The sequence below is a fragment of the Mucilaginibacter sp. genome, assembly GCF_039921305.1.
Lineage (GTDB): Bacteria > Bacteroidota > Bacteroidia > Sphingobacteriales > Sphingobacteriaceae > Mucilaginibacter.
The window spans coordinates 35,854-52,389 of the sequence record NZ_JBDSCA010000079.1; the positions used below are offsets into that span (position 1 = coordinate 35,854).

Annotated in this window: 15 protein-coding genes; 8 read left to right on the forward strand and 7 right to left on the reverse strand. The window is 41.8% G+C overall.

Features of this window, described 5'->3' with window-relative positions; all coding sequences use genetic code 11:
* Positions 1-19: 19 nt before the first annotated feature.
* From ABIN91_RS22620 to ABIN91_RS22640, 5 genes are all read right to left on the reverse strand, one after another.
* Positions 20-1,990, reverse strand: coding sequence for a glycoside hydrolase family 127 protein (locus ABIN91_RS22620; protein WP_348053895.1), 1,971 nt, complete (start codon positions 1,988-1,990; stop codon positions 20-22).
* Complete coding sequence (locus ABIN91_RS22625) at positions 1,987-3,495, reverse strand: glycoside hydrolase family 27 protein (RefSeq protein WP_348053896.1); 1,509 nt, start codon at positions 3,493-3,495, stop codon at positions 1,987-1,989. Before ABIN91_RS22625 ends, ABIN91_RS22620 begins: the two co-directional genes overlap by 4 nt.
* A gap of 1 nt (position 3,496) precedes the next feature.
* Positions 3,497-4,198 carry an L-ribulose-5-phosphate 4-epimerase gene (locus tag ABIN91_RS22630; RefSeq protein ID WP_348053897.1) on the reverse strand — a complete coding sequence of 234 codons (702 nt, stop codon included), beginning with the start codon at positions 4,196-4,198 and terminating at the stop codon, positions 3,497-3,499.
* Between the two features lie 23 nt (positions 4,199-4,221).
* Complete coding sequence (locus ABIN91_RS22635; protein WP_348053898.1) at positions 4,222-5,913, reverse strand: ribulokinase; 1,692 nt, start codon at positions 5,911-5,913, stop codon at positions 4,222-4,224.
* A gap of 346 nt (positions 5,914-6,259) precedes the next feature.
* The gene (locus tag ABIN91_RS22640; protein ID WP_348053899.1) at positions 6,260-6,967 is read right to left on the reverse strand and encodes an NUDIX domain-containing protein; all 708 of its coding nucleotides are present in this window, start codon (positions 6,965-6,967) and stop codon (positions 6,260-6,262) included.
* A gap of 206 nt (positions 6,968-7,173) precedes the next feature.
* Between ABIN91_RS22640 and ABIN91_RS22645 the strand changes: the two genes are divergently transcribed.
* From ABIN91_RS22645 to ABIN91_RS22670, 6 genes are all read left to right on the forward strand, one after another.
* On the forward strand, positions 7,174-8,712 hold the full coding sequence (locus ABIN91_RS22645; RefSeq protein ID WP_348053900.1) for an alpha-L-arabinofuranosidase C-terminal domain-containing protein: 1,539 nt from the start codon (positions 7,174-7,176) through the stop codon (positions 8,710-8,712).
* Positions 8,713-8,822: 110 nt separating this feature from the next.
* On the forward strand, positions 8,823-9,899 hold the full coding sequence (locus ABIN91_RS22650; RefSeq protein WP_348053901.1) for an aldose epimerase family protein: 1,077 nt from the start codon (positions 8,823-8,825) through the stop codon (positions 9,897-9,899).
* A gap of 79 nt (positions 9,900-9,978) precedes the next feature.
* On the forward strand, positions 9,979-10,473 hold the full coding sequence (locus tag ABIN91_RS22655) for a hypothetical protein (protein ID WP_348053902.1): 495 nt from the start codon (positions 9,979-9,981) through the stop codon (positions 10,471-10,473).
* A gap of 360 nt (positions 10,474-10,833) precedes the next feature.
* Positions 10,834-11,433 (forward strand): hypothetical protein, encoded by a 600-nt coding sequence (locus ABIN91_RS22660; RefSeq protein WP_348053903.1) that lies wholly within the window; start codon positions 10,834-10,836, stop codon positions 11,431-11,433.
* Positions 11,434-11,514: 81 nt separating this feature from the next.
* Complete coding sequence (locus tag ABIN91_RS22665) at positions 11,515-13,401, forward strand: DNA topoisomerase IV subunit B (RefSeq protein WP_348053904.1); 1,887 nt, start codon at positions 11,515-11,517, stop codon at positions 13,399-13,401.
* A gap of 142 nt (positions 13,402-13,543) precedes the next feature.
* Entirely contained in the window at positions 13,544-14,029 is a 486-nt protein-coding gene (locus ABIN91_RS22670; protein WP_348053905.1) for a cytidine deaminase, read from the forward strand.
* A gap of 47 nt (positions 14,030-14,076) precedes the next feature.
* Here the strand turns inward: ABIN91_RS22670 and ABIN91_RS22675 are convergent, their stop codons facing one another.
* Positions 14,077-14,511, reverse strand: coding sequence for a nuclear transport factor 2 family protein (locus ABIN91_RS22675; protein ID WP_348053906.1), 435 nt, complete (start codon positions 14,509-14,511; stop codon positions 14,077-14,079).
* A 222-nt stretch (positions 14,512-14,733) separates the two neighbouring features.
* On the opposite strand from ABIN91_RS22675, the gene ABIN91_RS22680 reads away from it, so the two are divergent.
* Positions 14,734-15,255, forward strand: a complete 522-nt coding sequence (locus ABIN91_RS22680) for a YdeI/OmpD-associated family protein (protein ID WP_348053907.1) — start codon at positions 14,734-14,736, stop codon at positions 15,253-15,255.
* On the opposite strand, the gene ABIN91_RS22685 is transcribed toward ABIN91_RS22680, so the two are convergent.
* Positions 15,252-15,995, reverse strand: a complete 744-nt coding sequence (locus tag ABIN91_RS22685) for a hypothetical protein (RefSeq protein ID WP_348053908.1) — start codon at positions 15,993-15,995, stop codon at positions 15,252-15,254. The genes ABIN91_RS22680 and ABIN91_RS22685 overlap by 4 nt on opposite strands.
* Before the next feature lie 162 nt (positions 15,996-16,157).
* Here ABIN91_RS22685 and rbfA point away from each other — a divergent pair, with 162 nt between their 5' ends.
* Positions 16,158-16,532 carry a 30S ribosome-binding factor RbfA gene (rbfA, locus tag ABIN91_RS22690; RefSeq protein ID WP_348053909.1) on the forward strand — a complete coding sequence of 125 codons (375 nt, stop codon included), beginning with the start codon at positions 16,158-16,160 and terminating at the stop codon, positions 16,530-16,532.
* The last annotated feature ends 4 nt before the right edge of the window (positions 16,533-16,536 follow it).

Sequence of the window (16,536 nt, forward strand, 5' to 3'; positions counted from 1 at the left end):
TTATTATGTTTTTTTACGCTTACTTTTCTGGGAACCATACCTGCATTTCGCCCTTACCCCGGTTTGCCCACGAGTAATAAGGTATAGCTGTGATGAATGGTTTTTGGGTTGATTTATTGGTTAATACCATTACGCCATTCAATAAGTTTGGCGTAAAGCTGGCATTAAAAGTTGTTTTTGCCGGGATGGTAATACTGCTGGTAGTACCATTATTATCGGGCCACTCGGCACAATACATCATAGGGCCGCGTTGCAGGGCTACTTTACCAATGTCGTCTTTTAAGTTTTGGTTAGCTATTACTTTGCGCACCGGCATGGGCAGGTTAACCTTTACCATATCATTCTTTTTCCAGGTGCGGTTAATATTGGCATAACCGTTTGTTATTTTGTAGGATACAGGCTTGCCGTTTACGGTGATGGTAACCTTTTCGTTATCGTTGTTTGCAAACTTGTATAAGTCGGATGGTACGGCCTCATTTTGCGCCCATCCGGGGATGCGGATCATCATGTTAAAAGTTGCGGTAGTTTCCGGGTTAACATTGAATACCAAACCACCATCCCAGGGATAATTGTTTTGTTGTGTCAATTCAATGTTTTGCTTGCCGATGGTTAAATACGCGTTGCTATTGATGAACAAGTTAACGTATAGCTTACCATCCTTCACAGCATACATGTAACCAGGGATGGATGGCAGTAACCTCGCCATATTGGTAGGGCAGCATGAGCATTCAAACCAGCCGGAACGGGTTGGCTCAATGCTTTTGCTGTTAAAACTATTAAAAGCGCCACCACCTGCATAGCCATTGGTTATCTGCATGGCGTTGGTGTAGAAAAAAGATTTACCATCCAAACCAATACCAGATAGCAATCCATTATACAGGCTTTTTTCTAACACATCAATATATTTAGAATCGCCATGCAATAAAAACATGCGGTGGTTCCAGTATACATTGGCTATGGCGGCACAGGTTTCGTTGTAAGCGGTGGCATTGGGCAGTTCATAGTTTTCACCAAAGCGTTCGCCACCAGCAACAGCACCTACACTACCCTGCACATATAGCTTTTTACTCACCATATTCTCCCATATCCTATCGATAGCTTTCAATAACGAATCATCTTTTGTTAAAGCGGCAACATCGGCCATAGCCGAGTATAAATAGCCCGCACGAACGGCATGGCCCTCGGCTTCGTCTTGCTCGGTTACGGGTTTATCATCCTGCCAGTATTTGCCGTTTTTCCATTCATCTTTACTGGTAGTGTTATATTTAGGATAATGGCCGCGTTGTTCGATAAAGAATTTGGCGGTACTTAAATATTCTTTTTTGCCTGTAATGCGATAAAGTTTTACCAGGCCCATTTCCACAATTTCGTGACCGGGAGCTACGGCTAATTTACCAGGTCCAAACACGGAGCAAACCAGATCGGCATTCCGGATAGCGATATCAAGGAAGTTGCGCTTTTTAGTGGCCTGAAAATGCGCTACCGCGGCCTCGTACAAATGACCAGAATTATACAACTCATGGCTCAATTCGCGCTCTTTTTCCCAACGCTGCATGCCCGACCACGCGTGCGGGTGCAAGGGGTCAATAGTACGGGCAGTATACAAATAACCATCGGGCTCCTGGGCATTGCCAACAATGGTAATGAGCGAATCAAGATATAGCTCCAGCTTTTTATCGGGATGGTTAGCTAAGGAGAACGAAGCGCCCTCAATAGTTTTATAAATATCGGTATCATCAAATGGGAACTTGGTACAAAACTTACCGGTTTTGGTAGCCGCGTTCAAAAAATTTTGGATGCGGCCCGTATTCTGGCAGCGCTCAAAACTTGCCGGGATGGTTACAGTGCGGTTAGTTTCAATACGGGGCGTCCAAAACTTATCAGTCAGAGTAACGTTGGTGAAGGGTACGTTTTGGATAGGGTAATCCTGAGCATGTAATAAGCTGTTACTACATACCAAAACCATTAAAGCTATCTTAAACTTCCTCATTTTAATTTATTAGCCGATACTTTATACAATCCCGCACCATGTTTATTGGTTAGCGGAGCAAACTCACCGCTGAATTTTCCGATATCTTTTTTACTCCACAGGTTCCTTATTTTGCAGGTCGAGTTAAAACCGAGGTCACTTAGTTTAACCGAAATTTTTATGGGATCATCGCCATCATTGGGATTGAAAACAGCGATGTATTTATCGCCGCTTTGGCTATCATCGGCTACCCACACAATTCCATTGGCGTTGCGGGATAGTTCTTTATTATTAGTGCTGAATTTTAGCAGGTTCATCACTTCCTTATTATTTAAAAGCGACAGTGTAAACTCATCATTATCCGGCAAGTTACCGCCAAACATTAACGGTGAGCGGAAGATAGTCCACAAGGTCATCAGCGTATATTGCTCGTCTTTGGTAAAAGCCGTCATCCGTGGGTTGCCACGCTCGGCGCGGATGCCTATTTTACCTAAGGGCAGCATATCGCCATCGGGCCAGCCGCCGGGTATGCGGTACTGGTTCCAGCGTTCAAATACGTCGAAATGCTCTTTCAGCATTTTCCAGTTATCCCAAAAATCATCAACGGTGCGCCACATGTTGGCATGCTGCTGAACATCGGGCGCGCTGGCAATAGGTGTTTCACCGGGTGATGTGCTGAGTACTATCTTCCTTCCCGTAAGGTCAATCGCCTTGCGGATCATATCTACCTCTGCGGCATGGTATGGGCGTGATAGGTCATCAACCTTTACAAAATCCAAACCCCAACTGGCATATAGCTTAAATAAAGAATTGTAGTATTCCTGCGCTCCATCACGGCCGCCAACAACGGTGTACATATCACGCAGCCATTTGCATTGGCCCTCGGTACTGTAAATGTCTTTCGCGGTAGCCTTGCTGCCCAAAATTGGCAGGTTGCGCTTTACGGCCTCAACCGGAATACCCCGCATAATATGGATACCGAATTTTAATCCCTTTTTATGAATATAATCTGCCAGCGGCTTAAATCCTTTACCACCTTCGGCAGATGGGAACTTATTTATAGCGGGTTGAAAACGACCATATTCATCTAACACATAATTCGCATCTTTCTCGTTATAGCCATGAGCCTTATCATTACCTACATACCAGCGGATATCAACTATGATATACTCCCAACCAAATTTTTTCAAGTTTTTAGCCATGTAATCGGCATTGGCTTTTACCTCGGCTTCAACAACGGTTGGGCCAAAGCAATCCCAGCTATTCCAACCCATTGGCGGGGTTTCGGCCCAGGTGTGGAAATCTTTGGTTTGGGCGTTGACTTTACCATGCAAACCAATTATCAGCAATAAAGCAATAACGATTTTAGGGAGCCAATGCAATTCCCCTCTCGAGAGGGCGCGCGTTGGGCAGTGCGGTTGCAGGGGTGTGTTTCTGCGCGCGGCGAAAGGACACACCCCTCCACCCCTCTCAAGAGGGGAATCGCACGAGGCTAACGCTTTGTTTATCGTAGATGTTGATCTCATTTTATTGTCCGTAATAACTACCTTCACCATGTTTGCGCTCATAATGCTTATTAATGAGCGCACTTTTTAAACGTGGTGCCGATGGGTTAATTTGTTCGGTTAATAAGGCCATGTGTGCTATAGCCTCTAAAACGGCACTGTTATGTACGGCTTTGGCGGCAGTTTTACCCCAGGTGAATGGCGCGTGGCTTCCTACCAAACACATTTCTACCTCTTTATAATCCATGCCCTTTTGTTGCAGGCACTCAATGATCTGGAAGCCGGTTTGGTGTTCGTAATTACCTTTGATCATCAGATCGTTCATTGGCGCGGCGCAAGGGATATCAACGGTATTATAATCGGCATGTGTGGTGCCGAAGATTGGAATGTCCCGTAAGGATTGCGCCCATGCTGTAGCATAAGTTGAATGCGTATGAACAATACCACCAATGGTTTCCCAATATTTATACAATACCGCGTGGGTTTTAGTATCTGATGATGGGCGTAATTTGCCCTCAACGGTCACACCGTCAAAATCAACGATCACCATGTTATCGGGTGTCAGATCCTCGTAAGGAACACCACTTGGCTTAATGGCGAAAACGCCTTCGGCACGATCAACCGCGCTTACGTTCCCAAAGGTGAAGATCACCAGGTTAAGCTTGGGCAGTTCCATATTGGCTTTATAAGCCTCTTCTTTAATATGCTGATATTTATTGCTCATTTCTTAATGATTGAAGGATTGAATTATTGAGTGATTGAATGAGAAGAACGGGTTTGTTGCTCAATAAAACTGCCTAATTGATTGTATTGCTGATAGCGGATTTTATAGATCGCTTCCAGTTGTTTTTGTGGGATGTATTCTTTATCAAAACCACCGCCCATGGCAGCCATCGCTTCCTGAACGTTTGGATATATGCCAGCGGCTGTTGCGGCAAACATGGCGGCACCCAATGCGCAGGTATGCTCAAACTGGTGTATGCGGATAGGCATGTTCAAAATATCGGCCATCATTTGCATAATGTATGGCGATTTTTTAGCCACACCGCCTATACCAATGATGCCCTTAACGGGAACACCTTCGCTGTTAAAGCGGTCGACTATCTTTTTAGCACCAAAGCAGGTAGCCTCGGCCAAAGCTTTAAAAACGCGTGGGGCATCGCTACCTAAACCTAAACCAGTGATAGCGCCTTTTAGTTCCTGATTAGCATCGGGCGTGCGGCGACCGTTGAACCAGTCTATAGCCAGTTCATTTTCATCTACAGGCAACAAAGCAGCTTGTCGGCTTAACTCAGGAATGATCCTGCCCGACATTTCATCTTTCAAAGCAGCCGCGGTTTGCGCGTCAATTACTGATGAACCAGCCAATAAATTTTGTAAAGGCCACTCCAATAAGTTACGGAACCAGGCATAAGTATCACCAAAGGCAGATTGACCGGCCTCTAAACCAGCCATGCCCGGTATCACCGAACCATCTACTTGTCCGCAAATACCTTTAACCAGCTTGCCGCTCATATCGGTATTGGGTGCAACCAAAATATCACAGGTTGAAGTTCCCATTACTTTACTTAGATGGTAAGGCTCTATCTGACCGCCAACGGCACCCATATGGGCATCGAAAGCGCCAACACCTATTACCACATCCGTTGATAAACCTAAACGGGTGGCCCATTCAGGGCTTAATGTTCCGGCAGATTGATCTGATGTGTAAGTATCTTTAAATAACCTGGCGGTGATGCCTTTCAACAAAGGATCAAGCGAGGTGAAAAATTCATCGGGAGGTAAGCCGCCAAATTCGGCAGCCCAAAGAGCCTTGTGGCCGGCAGAACAACGGCCACGTTTAATTTCGGAGGCACGGGTGCCACCGGTTAATAAAAAGGGAATCCAGTCGCAATGCTCAACCCAACTGTGGCAGGCTTTACGTACGGCTTCATCCGTACGCAAGGTGCGCAATAGCTTGGCCCAAAACCATTCGGATGAATAGATGCCGCCTACATATTGCAGGTAATTGATATCGAATTTTGTAGCGTGCTCGTTAATTTCGGCAGCTTCTTTAATGCCGGTATGATCTTTCCACAATACAAACATGGCATGCGGATTGGTTTCAAAACCAGGCAGGAGGGCTAAGGGTGTTCCGCTTTCGTCAACCGCTACGGGGGTTGAGCCTGTGGTATCAACCGAAATAGCTTTGATATTGGCGGCAACAGATGCGCCTGCTTTTTTAATACAATCTTTTATGGTTTGCTCAAGCCCTTCAATATAATCCGAAGGGTGCTGCCTGAATTGGTTTGCCGGAGCATCGCAATACAAGCCTTTTTGCCAGCGCGGATAGTAAAAAACAGAAGAGGCCAACTCGCGGCCATTGCTGGCATCAACAATAACAGAGCGTACAGAATCACTACCGTAATCTACGCCTATAACAAAAGAATCTTTATTCATAATCGGTTTTCGTGTCTAATTAACACTTATATTTTTGAATTATGAAATTTTTGTGGAAATATTTTAATGAAATGACGTTAAAGATGTTGGTATTGAAGTGAATAGAGGAAGTTCGGAATTTTATAATTTGGGTAAGATTTTGTATATTTGTGTTAGTGGGATCTCACCGATTTAAATTGGAAATCTCACTGATTGTTTTTGAAAAATATCCCCCTTATTCCCCCCATGATGGCAGATGTATGATGTAATATGCCTGCCTGTCGGCAGACAGGGAAGATGTGGGTGAAAAGAGATCTTACTTTATCCCCCCTATGTGATTACTCATCCTGATAGCTATCGGGACTATCTACACAAACTGCAAATGATCCGGGTTAGGTATCAGATTTAAAAAAGCATGGAAGTTTGCGCTGTATTTACCTTTATCCAGCACATAATAAAAGGCTCCTTTTTTTGAGTTGGCTTTGTCTTTATCAGCTTGCTTGATCAATAAACCTGTTGATAGTATTTTGCGGCTGAAATTACGCTTATCAAAAACGCTATCATAAATACCCTCGTACAGGCTTTGCAACTGAGGGATAGTGAATTTTTCGGGAAGTAGTTCAAACAGGATAGGGTGGAGGGCCGCTTTGTAACGAAGTCTCTTTTTAGCCATCTCAACCATGGCGTTATGGTCAAATATCAGATGGGGTATCTCGTTCATTTCAAACCACTCGGCATGGTGCTCATGGCTTAACTGAGTTTCGTACTTGTGAATATCTATCAACGCAAAGTAAGCAACACTCACGGTGCGTTCAATTGGGTCGCGTTCTACTTCACCAAAAGCTTGTAATTGTTCTAAGTAAACGCCTTCTAAACCGGTTAGGTCTTTTAAAATGGAGTTAGCTGCAACATCAAGGCCTTTAGTGGGTTCAACAAAGCCGCCCATTAGGCTCCATTTGTTTTTCTCGGGTTCTATTTCGCGGCGTATTAATAGCAGTTTCAACTTTTCGCCGTCGAAGCCAAAAATTATACAATCGATAGCTACCAGGATGCGTGTTTGATGCGAGTACTTCATTATTTGTGATAGGTAAAAAGCGAAAATAGCAAATTATGTAATACCAAGTGTTGTAATAAGCGGGGGGGATGTTTTTACAGGGTGTAAATTTTCGGTTACATTTTTTGAAAATAATTAATTGTGAAATGTACATTTATTCAAAAACTTTATACCTTTAGCACATTGAAGGCTAACCAAATTCAATTATAACCAATCCTATTATCTAAATGAAAAAACTTTTATTGCTCTTAGCTTTGAGTGTTACGGGTATGCGCTATGGCTACAGCCAATCTGCCACTAACCTTACCATTACGGCCAATGATTCCAAATTAACCATTAGCAGGCATATTTATGGCCAATTTTCGGAACACCTGGGCCGTTGTATTTACGATGGCTTTTGGGTTGACCCGAAATTGCAGGTAGCTAAACAAGACCGTATCCGGCTGGATGTTGTTGAGGCGCTGAAAAAAATAAACATCCCCAACCTGCGCTGGCCGGGTGGGTGCTTTGCCGATGAATACCACTGGCGCGATGGTATCGGTCCCCGCGCAACCCGACCAAAAATGGTGAATACCAACTGGGGCGGCGTTAGCGAAGATAACAGCTTTGGCACACACGAATTTTTAGAGCTATGCAAACTGCTTAAAACAGAGCCCTATATTGCAGGTAACATGGGTAGCGGTACCGTTGAAGAAATGGCTAAATGGGTTGAATACCTCAACTGTAGTGCCGAAACTACCGTAACTAATCTGCGTAAGCAAAACGGACACCCGGAGCCTTTCAAGGTTACTTTTTGGGGTGTGGGCAACGAAAGCTGGGGTTGTGGCGGAAACATGACACCAGAGTTTTACAGCGATAACTACAGGCAATATGCTACCTACGCCCGCGACTATCCGGGTACACCGCTCAAAAGAGTAGCAAGCGGATCAAACGGGAAGGATTATAACTGGACCGAGGTATGTATGAAAAATATAGGCAGGAGCATGTGGGGTTTAACCTTGCATTGGTACACTTTGCCAACTGGCGACTGGGGCAAAAAAGGCTCGGCAACGCAGTTTGACGAGAAAGAGTATTTTAATACGATGAAGAACTGTTTGGAGATGGACGAGATCGTTTCAAAACATTCGGCTATTATGGATAAGTATGATCCGGGTAAAAAAGTGGCTTTGGTTGTTGATGAGTGGGGGATATGGACGGACCCTGAACCAAACTCGAGCGTTTTATACCAGCAAAATAGCTTACGCGATGCTTTGATTGCCGCATCAACGCTTAATATTTTTAATAACCATTGCGATAGGGTTAAAATGGCTAACCTGGCACAAACGGTTAACGTTTTGCAAGCGCTTATTTTAACCAATAAAGAAAAAATGTTGCTAACGCCAACTTACCATGTATTCGACTTGTATAAGGTTCACCAGGATGCTAAGTACCTGCCGATCAAGTTTGAATCGCCTGACTACGAGATAGACGGTAAAAAGATACCTGCCTTGAATGTTTCGGCATCTATCGATGCAAACAAAGTAATTCATATTTCGTTGGTGAACCTGGATGCTAATAAAAAGATCAGCATCAAAACAAGCCTGAAAGGTTTAAACTGGAGCACCGTTAGCGGGCAGATCTTAAACTCAGAAAAGCTCACCGACGTTAACTCGTTCGAAAATCCAAATAAGTTGAAGATAGCAGGCTTTGCAGGAGCATCAAAACAAGGCGACGAATTAGTGGCCGACCTGCCTGCACATTCGGTTGTGGTATTAACTCTAAAATAAATTGTATAATCGCATTCCCAATAAATAAAACCTATAGTATGAAAAAAAGAATAATTTTAAGTCGCTTATTAGTGGGTTCACTGGTAGTAAGCACAATTTTTACGTCGTGTATGGAAAAGAAAAAAACGGATGAAGCGCCAAAGAGCGGCATCACCAAACAAGCCTGGGACAAAGTAGACAGCCAGGCGGTTGACTTGTATACCCTGACCAATAAAAACGGGGTTGAGGTAAAAATATCTAACTACGGAGGCAAGGTAACATCGTGGATAACACCTGATAAAAGCGGTGCAAAATCAAACATTGTTTTGGGCTTTAACAATCCGAATAGTTATACTAAAGATGTACCTTATTTTGGCGCGCTGATAGGCCGTTACGGTAACCGTATAGCAGGCGGTAAATTTGCTATTGATGGGAAAACGTACACCTTAGCTACCAACAATGGCAAAAATGCATTGCACGGTGGCAACAAAGGTTTTGATAAAGTGATTTGGACAGCCGAGCCAATTGTTGATTCGGTATCGGCCCTAACCTTAACTTATTTGAGTAAAGATGGCGAAGAAGGTTACCCGGGAAACCTGAAAGTAACTGTTAAATATACTTTAACAGATGCTGATGAACTAAAGATTGATTACACGGCTACAACTGATAAAGCAACGCCTATCAATTTAACTAACCATACTTACTTTAACCTGAGCGGCGATTTAAGCAGCACTATTCTGGATGAAACTATTCAGATCAATGCGGATCGTTATACCCCGGTTAATTCAGAGTTGATCCCGACAGGTAAATTAGAGCCTGTTAAAGGTACACCGTTTGATTTTACCAAGCCTATGGCAATCGGTTCGCGCATGAGCCAGGTACCCGGAACTCCCGTAGGTTACGATCATAACTTTGTGTTGAACACTAGCGATACCACCATGCACCAGGCAGCCGTATTGTACGATGCCAAAAGCGGCCGCCAGCTAGAGGTTAGCACAACCCAACCAGCTATCCAGTTTTATACCGGTAACTTTTTAGATGGTAAACTAATTGCCGATAGTGGTAAGCCGATCAATCAGCATACCGCTTTATGTTTAGAAACTCAGCACTATCCTGATTCACCAAACCAGCCAGCTTTCCCTAACACGGTATTAAAACCAGGCGAAACATTCCATAGCACTACAGTTTATAAGGTGAGTGTTAAATAATTTAGCTTAATTATATTACGAATTATATCCAATGGCGCATCTGTTTACGATGTGCCATTTTTGTTATATTTGAATTGCTATGAGATGTTTTTTATTCTTCCTTATCTTATTTACAGGGCTATTTGTTAACAGCTTTGGTCAAACCATACTTATAGGCAAAAGTAAAAGTAGCGCTGCCGTATGGTTAAAAGGTGATTTTAGAAAATTGAAATACAATATAGCTCAAACTGATACGAGCTATATGTTAACCACAGCAGATAGCAGCATAAGTAAGGTAAGCGTTTACTGTACTTTCAATAAAAAAGGAGATTGTATTTCCCAAAAGATATCTTTTGATTGTGATTCCTGTTATCAAAAAGATCTGAAATTAATGTTGAGCAGGAAAAATCTTGAATGGAGCCCTATTCCATCTGAGAAATATTTATCAAAATATGCTAAACATTTACTGCTCATTTATAATGAAAAAAATCGTTATTATATTCTAAAGTTTATTGATATTAATGAAGCTGAGTACGAACGGTTGCTGACGGGTAAGCATTTACCAGCCTTTGCTCCCGCTTTAACTGAAAGGTGAATATTTACAAGAACTATCCGGAAGGCGACTCATTATTTGTTTTAATACCTCTTTTCAGCGGTATCATACGTTATCATCGGTTACAGCATAAATGTATAGCAAAAGGTAATTAAGGCCGGCTGTGGTAATTGGTGTCTATTAATCATTATGTGAGCTATTGGCGGCTCCGGGCAAAGTAAGTTTATTGGGGCTTTATACTATTAATGGCCGGTGTACCGTTCTACGTCTGGATAGTTTATAAAAAGAATAGTGAAACAGACACTAATTAATTAATAGGAAATATTTGTAAATAGTATTTCAAATTCTGCTTTAAACAAATTACCTTTAATTAGTAAATCTTCCTGGCCTTAGTATATTGGTTTGAAAAAGTTATTAGGAATATTGTTGTATTTAATGGTAATGGTGTCCTGTGTTATGGGGCAGTCAAAACCATTTTCAAGCCAATCTTTAACCGGATTTAAAGCGTTATTATCTGGTATTAATGGATCATTTGTATTACCCGAAAATTTCACAGAGGCAAAAGTACCTAATAACGATAAACTCCCTTTTCAATATGCCTTAAAATTTCCTGATTCTGATTGCGAAGTATGGTTCCAGGTAAATTCAATTAAAGGCGAATGGTCGCGTTTTGAAAAGGGTGGTAAGCAGGGAACAAATCCAGATTCAACCTATATTAAAACAGCATCAGACGAAGCCCTCATAATGGGCGGGACGAAGGATTTTTTGAGCAGGCCAATGCCCCAGCGTATACTGGATAGCTACAATGCCGATGAAGGCCGCTCATATCTGATAACCCTGGCAGATATGCCCGAAACCAAGCATTATCAATACGCGCTATTAATTGTATTGCATAAAAACCATTATGGCAATATTGTAGTGGCTTGTTTGACCAACGAAAAAGGGCCAATCTTTTTCAAAAACATCAATAAACTGAGGTATTGCTTCAAGTTTAATGGCTAATTGATCGCCAAAATTTCTTATTTTAACACAATGTGGATTACTTATTCGTCCGCACCTCAATAACACGCTTATATTTGTAATATGGCCGAAAATGTAAATTACGATAACGATAGTATACGATCATTAGACTGGAAGGAACACATCCGCCTGCGCCCTGGTATGTACATTGGTAAGCTGGGCGATGGCTCCGCTTATGATGATGGGATATACGTTTTGCTGAAAGAGATTGTAGATAACTCAATAGATGAATTTGTGATGGGAGCGGGCAGAAGCATTGAGATCACGATGAGCGATCAAAAGGTTTCCGTTCGCGATTATGGCCGTGGTATACCTTTGGGCAAGGTGATCGATTGCGTATCCAAAATAAATACAGGTGGTAAGTATGATAGTAAGGCATTTCAAAAATCGGTAGGGTTAAATGGTGTGGGTACAAAGGCGGTGAATGCCTTGTCAAATTCGTTCGTTGTGCAATCCTATCGTGATGGCCGTACCAAAATAGCCGAGTTTGCCAAAGGTGAACTAATTCGCGACGAGCCTGAAAAAGAAACTACACAGCGCAACGGTACAGCCATCAATTTCCTTCCGGATGACAGCATTTTCCGCCATTATCACTTTATCCCGGAGTTTGTGGATAACATGATATGGAACTATGTATACTTAAACTCGGGCCTAACCATTAATTTTAATAACACTAAGTTTTTCTCGGAACGGGGATTATATGATCTGTTAACCAAAAAAACCGATGCCGATAATATTCGTTACCCGATCATCCATTTAAAAGGCGAAGATATTGAACTGGCTATGACACACGGCCAGCAATACGGTGAAGAGTATTACTCATTTGTTAACGGGCAGCATACCACACAAGGCGGCACACACCAGGCCGCTTTCCGCGAAGCGGTGGTAAAAACCATTCGCGAGTTTTATAAAAAGGAATTTGATGCATCAGATGTAAGAGCGTCAATTGTAGCTGCCATTGCCATTAAAGTTCAAGAACCGGTATTCGAATCGCAAACTAAAACCAAGTTGGGGTCGCAAAATATTGCTCCCGATGGGCCAACGGTTCGTGGTTTTATTAACGATTTTATTAAGAAAGAGTTAGATAATTACCTGCACAAAAATCCGGCTGCAGCCGATGCTTTGTTAAAACGCATTATGCAATCGGAACGGGAACGTAAAGATATTGCAGGTATTAAAAAATTGGCCAACGAACGCGCTAAAAAAGCATCGTTACACAACAAAAAACTCCGCGATTGCAAGATTCATTTTGATGATCAGCATGAGCGCCGTCAGGATACTACACTGTTTATCACCGAGGGTGACTCGGCCAGCGGTTCTATCACCAAATCTCGCGATGTGATGACGCAGGCTGTATTCAGCTTAAAGGGTAAGCCATTAAATTGCTTCGGACTAACCAAAAAAGTGGTTTACGAGAACGAAGAATTTAACCTGCTGCAACACGCGCTGAACATTGAAGATGGTATCGACGGTATCCGTTACAACAATATTGTAATAGCTACTGATGCCGATGTTGATGGTATGCACATCCGTTTACTATTGATGACCTTCTTTTTGCAGTTCTTCCCCGATCTGGTGAAGGCCGGGCATGTATCTATATTGCAAACGCCCTTGTTCCGTGTTCGTAATAAAAAGGAAACCATTTATTGCTATAGCGACGAAGAGCGCCGCAACGCCATTGAAAAATTAGGCAATAAGCCCGAAATAACCCGCTTTAAAGGTTTAGGTGAGATATCGCCCGACGAGTTCGGCTTGTTCATCGGTAAAGATATCCGCCTTGATCCGGTTTATCTGAAAGATGCCAACATCAAAGGCCTGCTTGAATATTTTATGGGTAAAAACACACCCGATAGGCAGCAGCACATTGTTAACAACCTGCGTGTAGAGAAAGACGACGAAAGCATTAATCCAACCATAACTGAGATGGAGCCGGCAGCTATTGCTGTATAAATGCAAAAAATGCTTTTTATGGGTGGATTTAAATAGAATTTGCAAATCGAAGAAAAATTCTTATATTGTATCCCCCTCTTAATTAAGCAGGGGGATTAATATAATCATCTCCCGATTATTGCCGGGAGTACATGTAAGGCTTATGATCAGCAAAGAAATAAAAATAGCGTTCGAAGAATATTCAACTTTAGATCAACTCAACTCATCAGATAAAGATCTGTGTCTGGAAGCCGTAAAGGCCATGGGCAATTCACATTCACCCTATTCAAAATTCCGGGTAGGCGCGGCTTTACGCTTACAAAGCGGCAAAGTAATTTACGGCAGTAATCAGGAGAATGTAGCCTATCCATCGGGCCTTTGTGCCGAGCGTGTGGCGCTTTTCCATTGGGGAGCCAATCATCCCGATGATCCTATTGTAAGTTTAGCCGTAACGGCTCACACCAACGAATTTTCGTTAGTTAAACCGGTAACGCCATGTGGCTCATGCTTGCAGGTACTGGCCGAATATGAGCAAAAACAAGGCAAAGCGATCGAGGTAATGTTGTATTGTCAAAACGGATCTATCTGGAAAACCTGTGGTGTACAATGCTTTTTGCCCTTCCTGTTTTTTGAAGATCGCTTAAAATAAAAAGAGCGATAGTTTCCTATCGCTCTTTCAATGGTATTATAATTAACTTATGATTTGTATACCGAATAAATACTGGTGATCTTCCAACCATCAGTAGTAGAAGCTACGGTTACATAGTTAGTACGTGTGAAACCTGGGTATTCCAAAGTAACCTTGGCAACGGTAATATCCGAGTTGCTTTCGGTGATAGTTACTGTTGATTTGCAATCTTGCTTAATATCCGCAGTTGATTTTAACGATTCCAGCATTTGATCTTTGTTCCAGCTTACTATGCTTTTGCCACGTAGCATTGTAAATTTAAAGTCGTTATCAAGCACTTCGCTTACAGCATCATTTTGACCTAAAGTTAGCGCGTTAACGTACGATGTTAAGGTATAATTTACAGATGATTTTTCGGCAGCAGTAGGGTTTGATTTTGCACTTGCTGCACCAAAAGTTATTACTGCGATTAAACCCAGGATGATTGTTTTTAAAGTTTTCATGATTATTAAGTTTAGTATTTAAATTATTGTTGTTTTATAGATAAGACGCATCTATAAAAAAATCGTTACAGCAGATTGGCCTTTTTTAATATATTTAACAATCATTTAACATTTATCGCAAAATGATAGAAACTTTACGGGCTTATTTGATTTTTACTGTTAACGCTTATCTGCAAAACATTAAAACATTGAAAATACTACCAGTTTTGATACATTAGTAGTATGGTTGAGTTTAATACCATCATCTTAAAATTTGGCGATCAGGGCGAAAAAACTGGCTGGCGCTATATTGATATCCCGGCAGATATTGCCCAACAGCTTAAACCGGGTAACAAGCAATCATTCAGAGTTAAAGGTATGTTGGATGCTTATCCCATTGCCGGATTAGCTTTAATGCCCATGGGCGAGGGTAATTTTATTATGGCGCTTAAAGCGGATATCCGCAAAGCTATTCATAAACGCGAAGGTGCCATGTTACAGGTGAAACTTGAGTTAGATACTGATTATAAAGTTGAAATGCCGGCCGATTTGATCGAATGTTTTGAAGCCGATCCCGAAGCTTTAGAATTTTTCAACAGCCTGCTCCGCTCACACCGCGATTACTTTGTAAAATGGATAGAAGGTGCCAAAACAGAAGCCACCCGTATTAAGCGGATTGTAAACACAGTAAACGCTGCATCGCGAAGAATGGGCTACCCTGAAATGACACGGGCCTTAAAGGCCGAAAAAGACCAACTATTTTAAAAATTGGAATAATATATTTGTTTACGATAGGAGCGTACAGGGCCAAAGCAGTACTTTAACCCAACCGAGAAATAATTATAAAAGTTAATAAAGCTATGCGAATAGATACTTGTATAACCATCTAAACCCGTCCCAAACGCAGTATTGAAACTGTAGTTAATATCAAACCTTAATTGTGGTTCATCGTACCGGTTAAATATTTTAAACTCATACCCCACTCTTAGCGGTACCACAAAATTGGGACTATTCTTAATATACGTCAGCGTTGAACCATCAACCTTGTTTATCAAATTAATGCTGGTAATATTGTTCGCCATAAAACCCATGCCCACACCTACATGCACATTTTTAAGTCCGTTTAAAAATTGGCTATGCTCATAATCTATAAACTCACCGGCTTGCAAGTCAAAATATACAAACACCGCTGTATAGTCGTTTATAAATTGCTTTCCGTAAGTATCGTTAGCGAAGTCGCCACCAGTTAGCTGTCCAAATTGTCCCGAAAGGCTAAGTGATACAAAAGGGGTAAAATGATAGTTAAAGTTTACTTCGGCTGCATTGGCCGATGTTAAGGTTTCTTCGCCGGCACTGGCGATAGTTACACCATAACCAACACCAAAACTAAATGGCCGGTAATAGCTGTTTTGAGCACTGGCTGCCAAACAGCTTATTAATAATATTACTATCAGTTTAAGGGTATTCAATTTGATCAGATCATTTGTTTTTGATGTTAACCGCATAACATCACTGTGTTTTCCATTTCAAGTATAAACAAAAACGCTCTAAATTACTTATATTATTGTACCACTTTGTTTTGTAAACATTTACAAAGTATAGGTTACATTGTTAATTTCAATATATTTGGTTTAAGTAATTCATCCCTCTGTTTAATACATCTTATCATGGAATCAAAACGTCAACAAAAATTTGCAGGAGTAATACAAGAAGATCTGGCAGCCATATTTCAACGCGAGGGGATGACCTTTTTGCCCAACACACTGGTAACTATCACCAAAGTAAGGGTTACACCCGATCTGGCTTTGGCCCGTATTTTCCTAAGCTTTTTCAACAATACCAATACTCAGGTAGCGCTGCAAACCATAAAACTGCATGCTTCCGAAATTCGCTATAAACTGGGTGCTCGTATTAAAGATCAGGTTCGCATTATACCACAGCTTGAGTTTTTTATTGATGATACCAGCGAATATGTAGAGCGTATGGATAAAATATTCGATAAGATCCATAAAGAAGAAAGTTCAAGTAACGAAGAAGCATAATCCG

Bases quoted from the DNA above. Each gene is read 5' to 3' on its own strand.
- ABIN91_RS22620 (WP_348053895.1), bottom strand. From the start codon at position 1,990: ATGAGGAAGTTTAAGATAGCTTTAATGGTTTTGGTATGTAGTAACAGC.
- ABIN91_RS22625 (WP_348053896.1), bottom strand. From the start codon at position 3,495: ATGAGATCAACATCTACGATAAACAAAGCGTTAGCCTCGTGCGATTCC.
- ABIN91_RS22630 (WP_348053897.1), bottom strand. From the start codon at position 4,198: ATGAGCAATAAATATCAGCATATTAAAGAAGAGGCTTATAAAGCCAAT.
- ABIN91_RS22635 (WP_348053898.1), bottom strand. From the start codon at position 5,913: ATGAATAAAGATTCTTTTGTTATAGGCGTAGATTACGGTAGTGATTCT.
- ABIN91_RS22640 (WP_348053899.1), bottom strand. From the start codon at position 6,967: ATGAAGTACTCGCATCAAACACGCATCCTGGTAGCTATCGATTGTATA.
- ABIN91_RS22645 (WP_348053900.1), top strand. From the start codon at position 7,174: ATGAAAAAACTTTTATTGCTCTTAGCTTTGAGTGTTACGGGTATGCGC.
- ABIN91_RS22650 (WP_348053901.1), top strand. From the start codon at position 8,823: ATGGAAAAGAAAAAAACGGATGAAGCGCCAAAGAGCGGCATCACCAAA.
- ABIN91_RS22655 (WP_348053902.1), top strand. From the start codon at position 9,979: ATGAGATGTTTTTTATTCTTCCTTATCTTATTTACAGGGCTATTTGTT.
- ABIN91_RS22665 (WP_348053904.1), top strand. From the start codon at position 11,515: ATGGCCGAAAATGTAAATTACGATAACGATAGTATACGATCATTAGAC.
- ABIN91_RS22670 (WP_348053905.1), top strand. From the start codon at position 13,544: ATGATCAGCAAAGAAATAAAAATAGCGTTCGAAGAATATTCAACTTTA.
- ABIN91_RS22675 (WP_348053906.1), bottom strand. From the start codon at position 14,511: ATGAAAACTTTAAAAACAATCATCCTGGGTTTAATCGCAGTAATAACT.
- ABIN91_RS22680 (WP_348053907.1), top strand. From the start codon at position 14,734: ATGGTTGAGTTTAATACCATCATCTTAAAATTTGGCGATCAGGGCGAA.
- ABIN91_RS22685 (WP_348053908.1), bottom strand. From the start codon at position 15,995: ATGCGGTTAACATCAAAAACAAATGATCTGATCAAATTGAATACCCTT.
- rbfA (WP_348053909.1), top strand. From the start codon at position 16,158: ATGGAATCAAAACGTCAACAAAAATTTGCAGGAGTAATACAAGAAGAT.